Consider the following 17,148-nt stretch of genomic DNA (forward strand, 5'->3'; position numbering starts at 1 on the left):
CCTCTCAATAGTTTAAAAGCGTTGAAGATTTTTCGAGGTTTATGAGGCAATTGCGAGCACTTAGTAGGTCAGAGGGGATAAATACACTCAATAAATATTAGCAACGCTTAACATTCTGGTGGGCGAACCCACCAGAACCGTGGTTTCACTTATGCCGTTGTTCAGCGTCGCTAATCTCTTCGGGTACCAGGTGCGGATCCTTGACGGGGAAGGGCACTTCATTCACCCACGCTGAGAAAAGACGCCAGGAGACGGCCAACAGGACCGGGCCGATAAACAAGCCTATCATGCCGAAGGCGATCAGCCCGCCGATGACGCCGGACAGAATCAGAATGAGCGGCAAATCCGCGCCCATCCGGATAAGTATTGGGCGAATGACGTTATCCATCGTGCCCACAACGCAGCTCCAGACCAGCAACACGGTGCCCCAGGTGGTATCGCCACTCCAGTAAAGCCAGATAATCGATGGTACCAATACCGTCAGCGGTCCCAACTGCACCAGACAGGAGAACAGCATTACGACGGTGAAGAGGGTTGCGTAGGGCACACCGGCAATCGCCAGACCAATGCCACCCAGCACCGACTGCACCAGCGCGGTCACCACAACACCCAGCGCCACGGCGCGGACCGCCTGCGCAGCCAGCACCATCGCGGCATCGCCACGCGCAGAGGCGAGGCGCGTGGCGAAGTGACGTACACCCAGCGCCACTTGCTCGCCCCGCCAGTAGAGCAGAGCGCTAAACAGCAGCATCAGGGCGCAGTGCACGATAAAGCGACCAATATGCGCCGCCTGGCCGACAAACCAGGCCGTGGTGGCGCCCACGTACGGGCGTACCTTCGCCATAATTGCGCTGCCGCCCATATCCAGCAGGTTGTGCCAGCCGGCGTACAACTTATCGCCCACCAGCGGAATACTGTTCAGCCAGGCCAGATCCGGTAACGTGAGATCGCCGCTGGTCAGTGCTTTGATAATCGGGCCGCTGCCATCTACAAGGCTGTTCACCAGCAGGGCGACAGGAATCACAAACAGCAGCACCAAGAGAAGCGTCATCACCAGCACCGCCAGTGAACGACGGCCAAACAGCAGGCGCTGAAGACGGATAAAAAGCGGCCAGGTGGCAATCACCACCGTACCCGCCCAGGCAAAGCCGAGAATAAAGGGTTGAACAATCCACAGACACGCAATGATCATGATGGCCAAAAACAGCACCGACAGCAGTATCTGCGCAACATCCCTGGGCTGACGAAGAGAGGTCATAAATGAAATTTTCCTTAATGTACACCCGCCGGGCTGGCAGGAAGGGAAACCGCGTCACTCTAATCATCAGTGATTTCCCCGGTTTTTAACAGGCGGATTCTGCCTGTAATTCTACTGAGCGTATAAGAAAAAAATGTGATAAAACTTTCCGGACACAACGCAAACGATTATCCCCCTCCTGGTTCAAGCTGCAGATGCGTGGGCTGCGTGTATTCACCCGGTGTGCTGTGCGCCCGGGGATCTGTTCACATGCCGCCTTTCTGTAGCGCGAATGAGTAAGGGGATCCACAACTCTTATTAGGGTCGACAGTAATGATCCCACAGATTTCTCAGGCACCCGGCGTCGTTCAGCTGGTGCTCAATTTTTTGCAAGCACTGGAGCAACAGGGTTTTACCGGCGATACCGCCACGGGCTACGCCGACAGGCTGACCATGGCCACCGACAACAGTATCTACCAGCTACTTCCCGATGCCGTCGTATTTCCCCGTTCTACCGCTGACGTGGCGCTGATTGCCCGTCTTGCCTCGCAGGAACGTTTTACGTCACTGATTTTTACCCCGCGAGGCGGCGGCACCGGCACCAATGGTCAGGCGCTTAACCAGGGCATCATCATCGATATGTCCCGCTATATGAACCGCATCATCGAAATCAATCCTGAAGAGGGATGGGTGCGCGTAGAAGCGGGGGTGATCAAAGACCAGCTTAATCAGTACCTCAAGCCATACGGCTACTTTTTTGCGCCGGAACTCTCTACCAGTAACCGCGCCACCATCGGGGGGATGATCAACACCGATGCGTCCGGCCAGGGCTCGCTGGTGTATGGCAAAACATCCGACCACGTCCTCGGCGTCCGTGCCGTATTGCTGGGCGGTGACATCCTTGATACCCGGCCCATGCCGGTTGCGCTGGCCGAGACGCTGGGCAACGATAGCACCGCCACGGGGCGAATTTATCGTACCGTGCTGGAGCGTTGCCGGGATAACCGCCAGCTGATTATTGATAAATTCCCGAAACTGAACCGCTTCCTGACGGGGTACGATCTGCGCCACGTTTTCAATGACGATCTGAGCGAGTTCGATTTAACCCGTATTCTCGCAGGCTCCGAAGGAACGCTGGCGTTTATTACCGAAGCGCGGCTGGACATTACGCCGCTGCCAAAAGTGCGCCGTCTGGTGAATGTGAAATACAACTCCTTCGACTCCGCGCTGCGTAATGCCCCCTTTATGGTCGATGCGCGGGCGCTGTCGGTAGAGACGGTTGATTCCAAAGTGCTGAACCTGGCGCGGGAAGATATCGTCTGGCACTCGGTAAGCGAACTTATTACCGACGTTCCCGACAAAGAGATGCTCGGTCTGAATATCGTCGAATTTGCCGGGGATAATGGCGAGTTGATCGACCACCAGGTTAACACGCTCTGCCAGCGCCTCGATGAGCTGATCGCCGCGGGCGAAGGCGGCGTGATTGGCTGGCAACTGTGCAGTGAGTTGGCGGGTATAGAACGTATCTACGCTATGCGTAAAAAAGCGGTGGGACTGCTGGGTAATGCCAAAGGCGCGGCCAAGCCCATTCCCTTTGCCGAAGATACCTGCGTGCCTCCCGAACATCTGGCCGACTATATTGTGGAGTTCCGGGCGTTGCTCGACAGCCACGGCCTGAGCTACGGCATGTTTGGTCACGTGGATGCGGGTGTGCTGCATGTGCGTCCTGCGCTGGATATGTGCGACCCGCAGCAAGAGATGCTGATGAAACAGCTCTCTGATGACGTGGTGGCGTTAACGGCCAAATACGGCGGGCTACTCTGGGGTGAACACGGTAAAGGCTTCCGCGCGGAGTACAGCCCGGCGTTCTTCGGAGAGGCGCTCTACGGCGAGTTGCGCAAGGTGAAAGCGGCGTTCGATCCGGATAACCGCCTGAATCCGGGAAAGATCTGCCCGCCAGAGGGCATCGATGCCCCCATGATGAAGGTCGATGCCGTCAAACGCGGCACCTTTGATCGTCAGATCCCTATCGCGGTGCGCGCCTCCTGGCGCGGCGCGATGGAGTGTAACGGTAACGGGCTGTGCTTTAACTTCGACGCAAAAAGTCCGATGTGCCCGTCAATGAAGATCACCAGCAACCGCATTCACTCGCCAAAAGGGCGCGCCACCCTGGTGCGTGAATGGCTGCGTCTGTTGGCCGATCGGGGTGTGGATCCGCTGGTGCTGGAAAAAGAGCTGCCCGGGAAACGCGCTAGCCTGCGTTCACTTATCGAGCGCACGCGCAATAGCTGGCATGCCCGCAAAGGGGAGTATGACTTCTCGCATGAAGTAAAAGAGGCGATGTCGGGCTGTCTGGCCTGTAAAGCGTGCTCTACGCAGTGCCCAATCAAGATCGATGTGCCGGAGTTCCGGTCACGCTTCCTGCAGCTTTATCACACCCGCTATCTGCGCCCGGTGCGCGATCACCTGGTGGCGACGGTGGAGAGCTACGCCCCCCTGATGGCCCGCGCGCCGAAGACCTTCAACTTCTTCCTTAAACAGCCGATGGTGCGCAAACTTTCCGGTAAGCACATCGGTATGATCGATCTGCCGCTGCTGTCGGTGCCGTCGCTGCAGCAGCAGCTTGTGGGTCACCGCTCCGCCAACACTACGCTCGAACAACTCGAAGCCATGAGCGACGAACAGAAAGCCCGCACCGTGCTGGTGGTGCAGGATCCTTTTACCAGCTATTACGACGCGCAGGTTGTGGCCGATTTCATCCGGCTGGTGGAACGCCTCGATTATCAACCCGTGGTGCTGCCGTTCTCGCCCAACGGCAAGGCGCAGCATATTAAGGGGTTCCTCAACCGCTTTGCGAAAACCGCGCAGAAGACCTCTGATTTCCTCAACCGCGTGGCGCAGTTGGGGATGCCGATGGTGGGGGTCGACCCGGCGCTGGTGCTCTGTTATCGCGATGAGTACAAACAGACGCTGGGAGACAAACGTGGAGATTTTCACGTTCAACTGGTGCATGAATGGCTGCCAGCCGTGCTGAATAACCGTGCGGTGCCGGAGTCCAGCGGGGAGTCCTGGTATCTGTTTGGTCACTGTACAGAAGTAACGGCGCTGCCCGGGGCGCCGGGACAGTGGGCATCTATCTTCGCCCGTTTTGGCGCGAAGCTGGAAAACGTCAACGTAGGGTGCTGCGGTATGGCAGGAACTTACGGACATGAGGTGAAAAACCATGCCAACTCGCTGGGTATTTATGAGCTCTCCTGGCGCCAGGCGATGCAGCGCCTGCCGCGAAACCGCTGTCTGGCTACCGGCTACTCGTGCCGCAGCCAGGTGAAGCGCATCGAGGGCAGCGGCGTGCGTCACCCTCTGCAGGCATTACTGGAGATTATGGGATGATCTGGAGACGTACCACTACGCTTGAGGCCTTAAACACCATGGGTGCGGACAATATGGTCGGCCTGCTGGATATACAGTTCACCCGCCTCGGTGATGATGAGCTGGAAGCCACCATGCCCGTCGATAGCCGGACGCATCAGCCATTCGGTCTGCTGCATGGCGGCGCCTTCGTGGTGCTCGCCGAAACGCTGGGGTCGGTCGCCGGTTATCTCTGCACCGAGGGGGAACAGAAGGTGGTCGGCCTCGAGGTCAATGCCAACCATCTTCGTTCTGTGCGGAGTGGTAGGGTGCGCGGCGTCTGCCGCGCGCTGCACGCCGGGGGGCGCCATCAGGTGTGGCAGATTGAGATCTACGATGAGCAGCAACGGCTGTGCTGCTCCTCGCGGCTCACAACCGCGGTAGTGTAAAAAAGGCGGGGATGCCTTGTTTATGGTCAAAAAACGAACAGTAAAGTGTGATATACTGGTCGCGTTTTGTACATAAACGAGGACATTATGGATACCGATTTGAACCCAACCCAACTGGCCATTGAATATTTACGCCGCGATACGAGCAACCTTTCTCCGGCTCAGTATTTGAAAAAGCTGAAACAGCTTGAACTGGAATTTACGGATCTGCTCACGCTCTCTTCAAGCGAACTCAAAGAAGAGATCTACTTTGCCTGGCGGTTGGGTGTTCACGTCCATTAATTTCTGCACTCTGTAATAAAGGCCGCGATTGCGGCCTTTATGCTTTCTGTGCGCTTTGCAGAGCGGCGCCGCAATTTATGTCAAATCACCGCCCGCTATTCATGAGACTATTCTGATGCTCCTTCAAGAGCTAAGCCACAGAGTGCCGGAGATAAGCGCCGGATGGAGCAAGGAACCCTTAAGATTACCCTCGGGTAGTCTTAAGGGTTTTCTTTTGGCTGAATTACAATGACAGGCCGATCGCCGCGTTCACTATGCTCGAAGCCATAAAGACTCCACCCACGATGAGAAACGCCCGGTTTTTGCGAGTGCCCGCGAGCGTCAGCATTACTATAGCCACCACGAAAAACGGGATGGCAATAATCGAAAATGTATTCATAGTGGCACCTGATCTTTGAGAGGCAGATAACGTAACCGGGTCTACCCCCTAACGCCAGACTTTGCGAACCGCCAATACAGGTAGGGTCTCGCTTCACACCTGGTTTCCCTTCTATAACTGTTCCGGAAGAGTCGGGTTGCCGGCCGCGCTCTTCATCAACAAAGCCTGCTCAAAAAACTATCTCATAAATAGGCATTCCCTATACAACTTTTCCATTTCTACCCGTCTCATCGATTAGCGCGTCTAAATCCATTATTAATCAATAAATTGATTAAAAAAATCCTTGCCTGATAACAACTCAGGCAGGGTCTATGCTTAATGAAAGTAGCCAAAAAGGGCGATTAAGCAGAAAGTCCCTGCTGTCAGGGGGTTGAAGTGATAATCGTTATCACTAACATGGTGTTATGCCCTGATGGCGCAACAAATGAGGTGGACCTATGGAATTGCATTCAGAAACGTTCAACCCAGCGGATTTCACATGGCGCGGACTGTCGCTTACCCCTGCGGCAGCGAAGCACATTCATGAGCTGGTGGAGAAACAGCCCGGCATGCTGGGCGTGCGCTTAAGCGTCAAGACGACCGGCTGCGCCGGTTTCGGCTATGTGCTGGATACCGTCAGCGAACCGCAAAAAGACGACCTTATTTTCGAGCATGACGGTGCAAAACTGTATGTACCGTTACAGGCGATGCCGTTTATTGACGGTACCGAAGTGGATTACGTGCGCGAAGGTTTAAACCAGTTATTCAAATTCAACAACCCGAAAGCCCAGAACGAATGTGGGTGCGGCGAAAGCTTTGGGGTATAGGCGGTACTATGTCTCGTAATACTGAAGCAACTGACGATGTCAAAACCTGGTCCGGTGGCCAACTCAATTATAAAGAGGGCTTTTTCACCCAATTACAAACCGACGAGCTGGCAAAAGGGATCAGCGAAGAGGTGGTGCGCGCTATCTCAGCACGCCGTAATGAGCCTGAGTGGATGCTTGAATTCCGTCTGAGCGCTTACAAAGCCTGGCTGGAAATGGACGAGCCGCACTGGCTGAAGGCGCACTACGATAAGCTGAACTATCAAGATTACAGCTACTACTCCGCCCCTTCCTGCGGTAACTGCGACGATACCTGCGCCTCGGAGCCGGGGGCCGTACAGCAGACCGGCACCAACACCTTCCTGAGCAAAGAGGTGGAAGAGGCCTTTGAGCAGCTCGGGGTGCCGGTGCGTGAAGGGCGAGAAGTGGCCGTAGACGCCATCTTTGACTCCGTCTCCGTGGCGACGACCTATCGTGAAAAACTGGCGGAACAGGGGATTATCTTCTGCTCCTTTGGTGAGGCGATACACGATCATCCGGAGCTGGTGCAGAAATATATTGGCACCGTGGTGCCCAGCAACGACAACTTCTTTGCAGCGCTGAATGCGGCCGTGGCCTCGGACGGCACCTTCATCTACGTGCCAAAAGGGGTGCGCTGCCCGATGGAGCTGTCGACCTATTTCCGTATCAATGCGGAAAAAACAGGTCAGTTTGAACGCACCATCCTGGTTGCCGATGAGGGCAGTTACGTCAGTTACATCGAGGGCTGTTCTGCGCCGGTACGAGACAGCTATCAGCTGCATGCGGCCGTGGTGGAAGTGATTATTCACAAAGATGCGGAAGTGAAGTACTCCACGGTACAAAACTGGTTCCCGGGGGATAACAACACCGGCGGCATCCTGAACTTCGTCACCAAGCGAGCCCTGTGCGAAGGTGAAAACAGCAAGATGTCCTGGACCCAGTCGGAAACCGGCTCCGCCATCACCTGGAAATACCCAAGCTGCATTCTGCGCGGCGATAACTCCATCGGTGAGTTTTACTCCGTGGCGCTGACCAGCGGTCATCAGCAGGCCGATACCGGCACCAAGATGATCCATATCGGCAAAAACACCAAATCAACCATTATCTCGAAGGGGATCTCTGCCGGACAGAGCCAGAACAGCTATCGGGGGCTGGTAAAAATCATGCCAACGGCCACCAACGCCCGAAACTTCACCCAGTGTGATTCGATGCTGATCGGGCCAGACTGTGGGGCGCACACCTTCCCCTACGTGGAGTGCCGGAACAACAGCGCACAGCTGGAGCATGAAGCCACCACCTCGCGGATTGGTGAGGATCAGCTCTTCTACTGCCTGCAGCGCGGCATCAGCGAAGAGGATGCCATCTCCATGATTGTTAACGGCTTCTGTAAGGACGTATTCTCTGAATTGCCGCTGGAGTTTGCCGTTGAAGCACAGAAACTGCTGGCGATTAGCCTTGAACACAGCGTCGGTTAAGCATTAAGGAAAGCACATGTTAAGCATTAAAGATTTACAGGTCAGTGTGGAAGATAAAGCGATCCTGCGTGGGCTGAGCCTGGAGGTTCGCCCGGGCGAGGTGCATGCCATTATGGGGCCGAACGGTTCCGGGAAAAGTACGCTCTCTGCAACCCTGGCCGGGCGTGAAGATTACGACGTGGTGGGCGGCTCGGTGGCGTTCAAGGACAAAGATCTGCTGGAACTGTCGCCGGAAGAGCGCGCCGGTGAAGGGATCTTTATGGCCTTCCAGTATCCGGTCGAGATCCCGGGCGTCAGTAATCAGTTCTTCCTGCAAACCGCGTTAAACGCCGTGCGTAAGTACCGTGATCAGGAAGCGCTGGACCGCTTCGACTTCCAGGACTTAATGGAAGAGAAGATTCAGCTGCTAAAAATGCCGGAAGATCTGCTTACACGTTCGGTAAACGTCGGCTTTTCCGGCGGCGAGAAGAAGCGTAACGACATTTTGCAGATGGCGGTACTGGAGCCTGAGCTGTGTATTCTGGATGAGACCGACTCCGGTCTGGATATTGATGCGCTGAAAATCGTTGCCGACGGGGTGAATGCCCTGCGCGATGGCAACCGCTCATTTATCATCGTCACCCACTACCAGCGTATTCTCGACTACATCAAGCCAGACTTTGTACACGTACTTTATCAAGGGCGCATTGTGAAATCGGGTGATTTCACCCTGGTTAAACAGCTGGAGGAGCAGGGCTATGGCTGGCTTACCGAACAGCAGTAACGCGCTACAGCAGTGGCATCGCCTGTTTGAGGCGCAAGGTCAACCGCGCTCTGAACAGGCCCAACAGCATCTGCAGCAGATGCTGCGTCTGGGATTGCCTGGGCGGAAACATGAAAACTGGAAGTACACCCCCCTGGACGGGTTGCTGAATAGCCAGTTTGTCACCCGTCTGGCCGAGGTGAGCGCAGCGCAGCGAGATGCGCTGAGCATAGCGGTGGATGCCGTACGGCTGGTCTTTGTCGACGGTCAGTTTATTCCAGGCCTGAGCGACAGCAGCGAAGGGAGCGGTTTTGACATTGAGATCAACGACGCGCGTCAATCCTTGCCCGCGCCGGTCCAGCCTGAACTCTTCCTGCATCTTACCGAAAGCCTGGCGCAATCGGTCACGCACATTCGCGTGAAGCGCAATCAGCGTCCCGCCCGGCCTTTGCTGTTGCTGCACATTACCCAGGGGCTTGCGGGGCAAGAGGAGGTGAACACCGCCCACTACCGCCACCATCTGGAGCTGGAGCAGGGCGCCGAAGCGACGGTCATCGAACACTATGTCAGCCTGAATGATGTTCGCCATTTTACCGGTTCACGAATGACCATGAACGTGGCGGCAAATGCACAGTTGCACCATCTGAAGCTGGCGTTTGAAAATGCGCTTTGTCATCACTTCGGCCACAACGACATCTTGCTGGCTGCAGACGCGGCGGCCCACAGCCACAGCTTCCTGCTGGGCGGCGCGGTGTTACGCCACAATACCAGTACCCAACTTAACGGCGAAAATACCACGCTGCGCATTAACAGCCTGGCGATGCCGGTGAAATCCGAAGTGTGCGACACCCGCACCTGGCTCGAACACAACAAAGGGTTCTGCAACAGCCGTCAACTGCACAAAACCATCGTCAGCGATAAAGGTCGCGCGGTGTTTAATGGGCTAATCAAGGTGGCCCAGCATGCCATCAAGACCGACGGGCAGATGACCAACAACAATCTGCTGATGGGGCGCCTGGCTGAGGTGGATACCAAGCCGCAGCTGGAAATCTATGCGGATGATGTGAAGTGCAGCCACGGGGCAACCGTGGGCCGTATCGACGATGAGCAGATGTTCTATCTCCGTTCGCGCGGTATTGACCAGCAGGCTGCCGAAAAGATGATTATCTACGCCTTTGCCGCTGAGCTGACAGAAGCTATTGGTGACGAAGGGGTAAAACAGCAGGTCCTGGCCCGCATCGGTCAGCGCTTGCCTGGAGGTAAGGCATGAATTTTCCGGTGGAGAAAGTGCGGGCGGATTTTCCGGTCCTGACCCGTGAAGTGAATGGTCTGCCGCTCGCCTATCTCGACAGCGCCGCCAGCGCCCAGAAGCCGGCGCAGGTGATCGATGCCGAAGCGGAGTTTTACCGACACGGCTATGCGGCGGTGCACCGGGGTATCCATACCCTCAGTGCAGAAGCGACTCAGCGCATGGAAAATGTGCGCAACCAGGCGGCGGCGTTTTTAAACGCCCGTTCGCCGGAAGAGCTGGTCTTCGTGCGCGGCACCACCGAAGGGATCAACCTGGTCGCTAACAGCTGGGGCAGCGCCTCGGTTCATGCCGGGGATAATATTGTCATCACTCAGATGGAACATCATGCCAACATCGTGCCGTGGCAGATGCTCTGTGAGCGCGTGGGGGCCCAACTGCGGGTGATCCCGCTGAACCAGGACGGTACGCTGCAGCTGGCGCAGCTGGATGCGCTGCTTGATGAACGTACCCGACTGGTGGCGGTGACGCACATCTCTAACGTTCTGGGGACCGAAAACCCGTTGGCGGAGATTGTAGCGAAAGCGCATCAGGTGGGGGCGAAGGTGCTGGTGGACGGTGCCCAGGCGGTGATGCACCAGGGTACCGATGTCCAGGCGCTGGACTGCGATTTTTATGTGTTTTCCGGACATAAACTCTACGGACCGACCGGGATCGGCGTGCTCTACGTGAAGGAGGATATCCTGCAGGCTATGCCGCCGTGGGAAGGGGGCGGGTCGATGATCGCCACCGTCAGCCTCACCGAGGGGACGACCTACGCTAAAGCGCCCTGGCGCTTTGAAGCGGGTACGCCAAACACCGGCGGCATTATTGGTCTTGGGGCTGCTATAGAGTATGTCTCAGCCATTGGTCTGGAGAAGATTGCCGCGTACGAGCAGAAGCTGATGGATTACGCCTTGCACGCCCTGGCCGAGGTGCCGGATCTGATTCTCTATGGACCGGCAGATCGTAAAGGGGTCATTGCCTTTAACCTGGGTAAACATCACGCCTATGATGTGGGGAGCTTCCTCGACAATTACGGCGTTGCGGTGCGCACCGGGCACCACTGTGCAATGCCGCTGATGGCCTTTTATCAGGTTCCGGCCATGTGCCGCGCGTCGCTGGTCATGTATAACACCACAGAAGAGATCGACAGGCTGGTGGCGGGACTCAAACGCATCCACCAGCTGTTAGGTTAACAGGGAGGCAAGAGATGGCCGCGTTGCCAGACAGAGATAAATTACTGCGTAACTTTACACGTTGCGCAAACTGGGAAGAGAAGTACCTGTACATCATTGAGCTTGGGCAGCGACTGCCTGAGCTTAGTCCGGAAGCCCATAACCCGGACAATATTATTCAGGGATGTCAGAGCCAGGTCTGGATCCTGATGCATCAGAACGAGGCGGGGGTGATAGAACTGCAGGGCGATAGCGATGCGGCCATTGTGAAGGGGCTGATCGCCGTGGTGTTTATTCTCTATCATCAGATGTCTCCGCAGGACATTCTGGCTTTCGATGTGCGCCCGTGGTTTGAACAGATGGCGCTGACACAACACTTAACGCCGTCCCGTTCTCAGGGGCTGGAAGCGATGATCCGCGCAATCCGCACCAAAGCCGCCAACATTAGCTAAACTTACCAGACAGCATTCATTCTGTTTCGCGAGGCGGTTCCCGCCTCGCTGGTTTTCAGCTTTCTGACGTCCTGTCAGTGAATAAGGAATATCAGCATGAAGCGCGCGTCTCTGATTACACTTTTACTTCTTGGGTCGCTCGGCGCGGTAAATAGCGCCAGAGCGGTAGATTATCCATTGCCGCCTGCGGGCAGTCGCCTAATAGGCCAGAATCAGACTTACACTATTCAGGAAGGCGATAAAAATCTGCAGGCAATCGCCCGCCGGTTTAATACTGCTGCGCACTTAATTCTCGAAACCAATAACACCATTGCCCCGGTTTATCCGGCTCCGGGTACGGTGATTACTATTCCATCGCAAATGTTACTGCCCGATACGCCGCGCGAAGGAATTGTGGTTAATCTTGCCGAACTGCGGCTCTATTATTTCCCCCCCGGGGAGAATAGCGTGCAGGTTTATCCTCTGGGGATAGGCCAGTTGGGGCTGGAGACGCCGGTCACCACGACCCGCATCAGCCAGAAGATCCCCAATCCCACCTGGACGCCACCAGCCGGCATCCGGGCGCGCTCACTGGCGCAGGGGATAAAACTGCCGCCCGTGGTCCCGGCAGGGCCAAATAATCCACTGGGGCGCTTCGCATTGCGTCTGGGGGTGGGTAACGGCGAATACCTGATTCACGGCACCAGCGCACCCGACAGCGTAGGCCTGCGCGTGAGTTCTGGCTGTATGCGTATGAATGCGCCGGATATTAAAGCGCTCTTCTCGCAGGTTCGGGTCGGTACCCGGGTGCAGATCATCAATGAGCCGGTGAAATTCGCCGTCGAGCCGGACGGCAGACGCTATGTTGAGGTGCACCGCCCTCTGGCGGCTATTGAAGGGGATAATCCACAGATCCTGCCTATTCCGCAGCCTGCTGGTTTTGCGTCCTTTGTTGCTGAGAGCGGTAGCGATAAAGCGCTGGTGGATAAAGCAATGTCACGCAGGGCAGGCATTCCGGTCGCCGTTTCGGTAGGGGCCACGCCTTCAGCGAATCACACTGTGCAGTCGGTGCAGAATCAGCGCACGCCGATGACCTCTGTTGAGGAGACGCGCGAGCAGGTTACGCAGTAGGGAAGGGGAATCGCAGGCAAAAAAAATGGCGCACAATGTGCGCCATTTTATTAACAGGTACTATTACTTACGGTATTTAGTAGCCTGGTTGTCCAGACGCTGGTTAGCGCGTGCTGCGTCGTCTTTAGCAGCCTGAACGTCGGAACGCATTGCGTTCACGTCGTTGCTCAGCTGGTCAACTTTAGCGTTCAGAGTCTGAACGTCAGAAGACAGCTGATCGATTTTAGCGTTGCTGGAGCAACCTGCCAGCAGAGTAGAACCCAGGATTACCGCGCCCAGTACCAGTTTAGTACGATTCATTATTAATACCCTCTAGATTGAGTTAATCTCCATGTAGCGTTACAAGTATTACACAAAGTTTTTTAGGTTGAGAATATTTTTTTGTTGGGAATCCGCCTATTTTTGATCGTTCGCTCAAAGAAGCATCGAAATCGGCTATATCAGCCAAAAAATGCTGTTAAAACAAAATATTTTAATCGGATTCATCTTAGTAAAAGTGCGTATTAAATAGAAAAACCCGATTTGATTTTTTAATGACTATGGTCGATGGCACAAATAAAAAAAGCGCTCCGAAGAGCGCTTTTTAAACTAATTAATTCGGACAGTAATTATTACAGAACGTGAACAGATGCGGTATTGGTGGTGCCTGATGGTACCAGCGCGCCAGAAACCATCACCACAACGTCGCCTTTCTGTGCCAGACCGCACTCAACCAGCTGCAGAGCCACTTCTTTACCCAGACGATAGAAATCATCGGTAGAAGCAATCTCTTTCACCAGATGCGGAACCACGCCTTTGCTCAGCACCAGCTGACGTGCTGTGGTTTCGTTGGTGGTCAGTGCCAGGATGGTGGCGTTCGGGAAGTATTTACGTACAGCTTTCGCAGATTTGCCGCCCTGGGTTGCCACAACGATCAGCGGCGCTTCCAGTTTCTCAGCGGTCTCTACCGCACCGCGGCAGACGGCTTCGGTGATGCGCAGCTTACGGCTGTCGTTGTTGTTGTCCAGACGGCTCTTCATCACGCGGTCGGTACGCTCACAGATGGTCGCCATGATGGAGACTGCTTCCAGCGGGTATTTACCTTTTGCGGATTCGCCAGAGAGCATAACGGCATCGGTACCGTCGAGGATGGCGTTAGCCACGTCGCCTGCTTCAGCGCGGGTTGGGCGTGGGTTTTTGATCATGGAGTCCAGCATCTGCGTTGCGGTGATAACCACTTTACGTGCACGCACACACTTTTCGATCATCATCTTCTGCGCGAAGATCACTTCTTCAACCGGAATCTCAACGCCAAGGTCGCCACGAGCAACCATGATGCCGTCAGACGCTTCGAGGATCTCATCGAAGTTGTTCAGACCTTCCTGGTTTTCAATTTTGGAGATGATCTGGATATTTTCGCCACCGTGCGCTTTCAGGTGCTCACGGATTTCAACGACGTCAGAACGTTTACGGATGAAAGAGGCCGCCACGAAGTCAACGCCTTGCTCACAACCGAAGATCAGGTCTTGCTTATCTTTTTCTGCCAGGGCAGGCAGCGCGATGGAGACACCCGGCAGGTTCACGCCTTTGTTCTCACCCAGGTCGCCGTTGTTCAGCACTTTACAAACAACGTTCTTACCTTCGATAGCGGTCACTTCCATGCCGATCAGACCGTCATCCACCAGCACGGTGTTGCCCACGGAGAGATCGCTGGTGAAGCCTTCGTAAGTCACAGCAACGATTTCGCTGTTGCCGACCACGGACTTGTCTGTAGTGAACGTGAAGGTCTGGCCCGCTTTCAGCGAAACGTCATTGCCGCCTTCCAGTTTGATGGTACGAATTTCTGGACCTTTGGTATCCAGCAGGATTGCTGCTTTTTTACCGGTCTTGCTCATCACGTTGCGCAAGTTCTGAATGCGCTGGCCGTGTTCAGCATAGTCACCGTGAGAGAAGTTCAGACGCATAACGTTCATGCCGGCGTCCAGCATTTTGGTCAGCATCTCTTCAGATTCGGTTTTCGGGCCGATGGTGCAAACAATTTTCGTCTTTTTCATGACAGTCTTAGTCTTTAAGTTGAGAAGGATATGGAAATCTCGCTCCGGGGGCGCTGGGCCTCAGAGTCAAACCTGTGTTGCGAATGATTTTATGGCACGCAGTAAGGATAGGTGACATCAATTGAGCGTGCAGAAGAAAGTGTGCCTGTGTTTCAGCCCAGGAGGAGAGGGAAAGTTGTATGCGTTGTTTTTTGTATTCCAAGCGCTGAAACCATTCATCAGGGATTAGGCGCGCATTATACGCCTAAGTATGCGCAAAAGGAAAATGAAAACAGCGTTTCAAAAATTATATGTGCAGATTCACAAAGGATTGTTATCAACGCGTTAAGCTTGCCCAGGCGGATGTTGCGGCAACGAAAAACCTAACCGCAAATTTGCCAGATTTGCTGCTTTTCCAGCGATACGCCGCCCTTTCTGGCCCGTGAATCCAGGTAAAAGGCGAACCAGAGGTGCATTTGCGGAAAATAGCTGACCTTTTCCATAATGCAGCTATCCCGCTCTCCCCAGTCAAACTGCCGTTTATAACTCAAAATTATATGAAATTCCTTTTTGGTCATTTCAAAGATAATCACGGCTGATTACTATCATTTGGACATCCATACTGCTAAACCGCTAAATGCTAACGGATAAGTATAAGAATGATAGTTCTCAGGAATATTTCGAAGATTTTTGATGACGGAAAAGTCTCGCTGACCGCCGTTGACGACGTCAACCTGGCGATTGAGCAGGGGCAAATTTACGGCATCATTGGCTACAGCGGTGCCGGTAAAAGTACGCTGATTCGCCTGCTAAACGGACTGGAAAAACCGACTACAGGCACGGTGACCATTAACGGGCAGGAGATTTCCGCGGCGAAAGGCGAGGCCCTGCGTCAGGCACGTCTGAAGATCAGCATGGTGTTTCAGCACTTTAATCTGCTCTGGTCGCGCACGGTGAGTGAGAACATCGCCTTCTCTATGCAAATTGCCGGCGTATCCAAAGCCAGCATCGCTGCGCGCGTCGCCGAGCTGGTAGAACTGGTGGGATTAAAAGGGCGTGAAAATGCTTATCCATCCCAACTGAGCGGTGGGCAGAAACAGCGCGTAGGCATTGCCCGGGCGCTGGCCAATAATCCGGATGTGCTGCTCTGCGACGAGGCCACCTCGGCGCTTGACCCGCAAACCACCGATCAGATCCTCGATCTACTGCTGGACATCAATCGTCGCTTTAAGCTGACTATTGTATTAATCACCCACGAAATGCACGTGGTGCGCAAAATCTGCGACCGCGTGGCGGTGATGGAAAACGGCAAAGTGGTGGAGGAGGGCGAGGTGCTGCAGGTCTTTACCCATCCGCAAAAGGCGATCACGCAGCAATTTGTGCGTCAGGTAAGCCAGTATGCAGAAGAGGAGACCTTCAATCCGGAACTGACAAACGCGCTGGAAGGCACGGTAATCAAACTGACCTTCACCGGTCACAGCACCCATCAGCCCATCGTTGGGGAGCTGACCCTGCGCTATGGCCTGCCCTTTAACATTCTGCACGGCAAAATGACACAAACCGCTCACGGCGTCTTCGGACAGCTCTGGCTGCACGTCGTTGCAACGGAAGAACAACTCAACAATATCCTCGCCGACCTGCAGCAAAGCGATATTGAAGGCGAGGTAGTTAAACATGGCTGAAAATCTCTTCCCACACCTGAAGTGGGACCAGCTCTGGGCCGCCACCCAGGAGACGCTGTACATGACCGCCTTGTCTGGCGTGGCGACATTTGCGCTGGGGTTGATTCTGGGACTGGCGCTCTTTTTAACCGCCCGCGGCGGTATGTTCCAGAATCGCACGGTCTATAGCCTGATCTCCATTGTGGTGAACGTCTTCCGCTCGATTCCATTCATCATTCTGATCGTGCTGCTGATCCCCTTCACCAAAACCGTGGTGGGCACCATTCTTGGCGCTAACGCCGCATTGCCGGCGTTGATTGTCGGGGCGGCCCCTTTCTATGCGCGTCTGGTAGAGATCGCCCTGCGCGAAGTGGATAAAGGCGTTATTGAAGCCACGCGATCGATGGGCGCACGACTGAGCACATTAATCTTTCGGGTTTTATTGCCGGAGTCATCACCCGCGCTGGTATCAGGCATGACGGTCACGCTGATTGCCCTGGTGAGCTACAGCGCAATGGCAGGGGTGATTGGTGCTGGCGGTTTAGGAAATCTGGCTTATCTGGAAGGATTCCAGCGCAACCATGGTGACGTCACGCTGGTGGCAACGGTGACCATTTTAATCATCGTTTTCATTATCCAGTTCTGCGGCGATGTCATTACTTCACTGTTAGATAAAAGATAATCACGAATAACACACAGGAACCAACA

Annotated in this window: 18 protein-coding genes; 12 read left to right on the forward strand and 6 right to left on the reverse strand. The window is 54.8% G+C overall.

The window, feature by feature from the left end; translation table 11 throughout:
- Positions 1 to 145 precede the first annotated feature (145 nt).
- Positions 146 to 1,258: an AI-2E family transporter YdiK gene (ydiK, locus tag B2Q93_RS00970; protein WP_046885926.1), complete on the reverse strand. Its 1,113-nt coding sequence runs from the start codon at positions 1,256 to 1,258 to the stop codon at positions 146 to 148.
- A gap of 312 nt (positions 1,259 to 1,570) precedes the next feature.
- Here ydiK and ydiJ point away from each other — a divergent pair, with 312 nt between their 5' ends.
- The 3 genes from ydiJ (at position 1,571) to B2Q93_RS00985 (ending at position 5,316) form a co-directional block, all read left to right on the forward strand.
- Positions 1,571 to 4,627, forward strand: a complete 3,057-nt coding sequence (gene ydiJ, locus B2Q93_RS00975) for a D-2-hydroxyglutarate dehydrogenase YdiJ (RefSeq protein ID WP_286781068.1) — start codon at positions 1,571 to 1,573, stop codon at positions 4,625 to 4,627.
- Positions 4,624 to 5,034, forward strand: a complete 411-nt coding sequence (gene menI, locus B2Q93_RS00980; RefSeq protein WP_286781069.1) for a 1,4-dihydroxy-2-naphthoyl-CoA hydrolase — start codon at positions 4,624 to 4,626, stop codon at positions 5,032 to 5,034. The genes ydiJ and menI overlap by 4 nt, the downstream gene beginning before the upstream one ends.
- An 87-nt stretch (positions 5,035 to 5,121) precedes the next feature.
- Positions 5,122 to 5,316, forward strand: coding sequence for a YdiH family protein (locus tag B2Q93_RS00985; RefSeq protein WP_040075977.1), 195 nt, complete (start codon positions 5,122 to 5,124; stop codon positions 5,314 to 5,316).
- Positions 5,317 to 5,539: 223 nt separating this feature from the next.
- Here the strand turns inward: B2Q93_RS00985 and B2Q93_RS00990 are convergent, their stop codons facing one another.
- Entirely contained in the window at positions 5,540 to 5,695 is a 156-nt protein-coding gene (locus tag B2Q93_RS00990; protein ID WP_207293600.1) for a hypothetical protein, read from the reverse strand.
- Positions 5,696 to 6,132: 437 nt separating this feature from the next.
- Between B2Q93_RS00990 and sufA the strand changes: the two genes are divergently transcribed.
- From sufA to ldtE, 7 genes are all read left to right on the forward strand, one after another.
- Positions 6,133 to 6,501, forward strand: coding sequence for a Fe-S cluster assembly scaffold SufA (gene sufA, locus B2Q93_RS00995; protein ID WP_040075975.1), 369 nt, complete (start codon positions 6,133 to 6,135; stop codon positions 6,499 to 6,501).
- An 8-nt stretch (positions 6,502 to 6,509) separates the two neighbouring features.
- Complete coding sequence (gene sufB / locus B2Q93_RS01000; protein ID WP_286781070.1) at positions 6,510 to 7,997, forward strand: Fe-S cluster assembly protein SufB; 1,488 nt, start codon at positions 6,510 to 6,512, stop codon at positions 7,995 to 7,997.
- Between the two features lie 16 nt (positions 7,998 to 8,013).
- A complete protein-coding gene (gene sufC / locus B2Q93_RS01005) occupies positions 8,014 to 8,760 on the forward strand; it encodes a Fe-S cluster assembly ATPase SufC (protein WP_046885930.1) in 747 nt (248 codons plus the stop codon).
- Entirely contained in the window at positions 8,735 to 10,009 is a 1,275-nt protein-coding gene (gene sufD, locus B2Q93_RS01010; RefSeq protein ID WP_233802119.1) for a Fe-S cluster assembly protein SufD, read from the forward strand. The genes sufC and sufD overlap by 26 nt, the downstream gene beginning before the upstream one ends.
- Positions 10,006 to 11,226: a cysteine desulfurase SufS gene (sufS, locus tag B2Q93_RS01015; RefSeq protein WP_286808035.1), complete on the forward strand. Its 1,221-nt coding sequence runs from the start codon at positions 10,006 to 10,008 to the stop codon at positions 11,224 to 11,226. Before sufD ends, sufS begins: the two co-directional genes overlap by 4 nt.
- 14 nt (positions 11,227 to 11,240) lie before the next feature.
- Positions 11,241 to 11,657: a cysteine desulfuration protein SufE gene (gene sufE, locus B2Q93_RS01020; RefSeq protein ID WP_046885933.1), complete on the forward strand. Its 417-nt coding sequence runs from the start codon at positions 11,241 to 11,243 to the stop codon at positions 11,655 to 11,657.
- Between the two features lie 96 nt (positions 11,658 to 11,753).
- On the forward strand, positions 11,754 to 12,767 hold the full coding sequence (gene ldtE / locus B2Q93_RS01025) for a L,D-transpeptidase LdtE (RefSeq protein WP_233802115.1): 1,014 nt from the start codon (positions 11,754 to 11,756) through the stop codon (positions 12,765 to 12,767).
- A gap of 63 nt (positions 12,768 to 12,830) precedes the next feature.
- Here ldtE and lpp read toward each other — a convergent pair whose 3' ends face one another.
- From lpp to B2Q93_RS01040, 4 genes are all read right to left on the reverse strand, one after another.
- Positions 12,831 to 13,067, reverse strand: a complete 237-nt coding sequence (lpp, locus tag B2Q93_RS01030; RefSeq protein ID WP_001082307.1) for a murein lipoprotein Lpp — start codon at positions 13,065 to 13,067, stop codon at positions 12,831 to 12,833.
- Between the two features lie 311 nt (positions 13,068 to 13,378).
- A complete protein-coding gene (gene pykF, locus B2Q93_RS01035) occupies positions 13,379 to 14,800 on the reverse strand; it encodes a pyruvate kinase PykF (RefSeq protein ID WP_040075967.1) in 1,422 nt (473 codons plus the stop codon).
- 7 nt (positions 14,801 to 14,807) lie between these two features.
- Positions 14,808 to 15,002 carry a hypothetical protein gene (locus tag B2Q93_RS21305; protein ID WP_419395493.1) on the reverse strand — a complete coding sequence of 65 codons (195 nt, stop codon included), beginning with the start codon at positions 15,000 to 15,002 and terminating at the stop codon, positions 14,808 to 14,810.
- A gap of 160 nt (positions 15,003 to 15,162) precedes the next feature.
- Entirely contained in the window at positions 15,163 to 15,330 is a 168-nt protein-coding gene (locus tag B2Q93_RS01040) for a hypothetical protein (protein WP_286931620.1), read from the reverse strand.
- Between the two features lie 108 nt (positions 15,331 to 15,438).
- On the opposite strand from B2Q93_RS01040, the gene B2Q93_RS01045 reads away from it, so the two are divergent.
- Together B2Q93_RS01045 and B2Q93_RS01050 are read left to right on the forward strand one after the other, a co-directional pair.
- Complete coding sequence (locus tag B2Q93_RS01045; RefSeq protein ID WP_233802111.1) at positions 15,439 to 16,461, forward strand: methionine ABC transporter ATP-binding protein; 1,023 nt, start codon at positions 15,439 to 15,441, stop codon at positions 16,459 to 16,461.
- Positions 16,454 to 17,122 (forward strand): methionine ABC transporter permease, encoded by a 669-nt coding sequence (locus B2Q93_RS01050; RefSeq protein ID WP_040075965.1) that lies wholly within the window; start codon positions 16,454 to 16,456, stop codon positions 17,120 to 17,122. The genes B2Q93_RS01045 and B2Q93_RS01050 overlap by 8 nt, the downstream gene beginning before the upstream one ends.
- Positions 17,123 to 17,148 lie beyond the last annotated feature (26 nt).

Origin of the sequence: Leclercia sp. UBA5958, from assembly GCF_002430365.1 — a bacterium.
GTDB classification, from domain to species: Bacteria; Pseudomonadota; Gammaproteobacteria; order Enterobacterales; family Enterobacteriaceae; genus Enterobacter; species Enterobacter pneumoniae.

Coding starts and splice junctions, on each gene's coding strand:
- ydiK (WP_046885926.1), bottom strand. CDS start 1,258: ATGACCTCTCTTCGTCAGCCCAGGGATGTTGCGCAGATACTGCTGTCG.
- ydiJ (WP_286781068.1), top strand. CDS start 1,571: ATGATCCCACAGATTTCTCAGGCACCCGGCGTCGTTCAGCTGGTGCTC.
- menI (WP_286781069.1), top strand. CDS start 4,624: ATGATCTGGAGACGTACCACTACGCTTGAGGCCTTAAACACCATGGGT.
- B2Q93_RS00985 (WP_040075977.1), top strand. CDS start 5,122: ATGGATACCGATTTGAACCCAACCCAACTGGCCATTGAATATTTACGC.
- B2Q93_RS00990 (WP_207293600.1), bottom strand. CDS start 5,695: ATGAATACATTTTCGATTATTGCCATCCCGTTTTTCGTGGTGGCTATA.
- sufA (WP_040075975.1), top strand. CDS start 6,133: ATGGAATTGCATTCAGAAACGTTCAACCCAGCGGATTTCACATGGCGC.
- sufB (WP_286781070.1), top strand. CDS start 6,510: ATGTCTCGTAATACTGAAGCAACTGACGATGTCAAAACCTGGTCCGGT.
- sufC (WP_046885930.1), top strand. CDS start 8,014: ATGTTAAGCATTAAAGATTTACAGGTCAGTGTGGAAGATAAAGCGATC.
- sufD (WP_233802119.1), top strand. CDS start 8,735: ATGGCTGGCTTACCGAACAGCAGTAACGCGCTACAGCAGTGGCATCGC.
- sufS (WP_286808035.1), top strand. CDS start 10,006: ATGAATTTTCCGGTGGAGAAAGTGCGGGCGGATTTTCCGGTCCTGACC.
- sufE (WP_046885933.1), top strand. CDS start 11,241: ATGGCCGCGTTGCCAGACAGAGATAAATTACTGCGTAACTTTACACGT.
- ldtE (WP_233802115.1), top strand. CDS start 11,754: ATGAAGCGCGCGTCTCTGATTACACTTTTACTTCTTGGGTCGCTCGGC.
- lpp (WP_001082307.1), bottom strand. CDS start 13,067: ATGAATCGTACTAAACTGGTACTGGGCGCGGTAATCCTGGGTTCTACT.
- pykF (WP_040075967.1), bottom strand. CDS start 14,800: ATGAAAAAGACGAAAATTGTTTGCACCATCGGCCCGAAAACCGAATCT.
- B2Q93_RS01045 (WP_233802111.1), top strand. CDS start 15,439: ATGATAGTTCTCAGGAATATTTCGAAGATTTTTGATGACGGAAAAGTC.
- B2Q93_RS01050 (WP_040075965.1), top strand. CDS start 16,454: ATGGCTGAAAATCTCTTCCCACACCTGAAGTGGGACCAGCTCTGGGCC.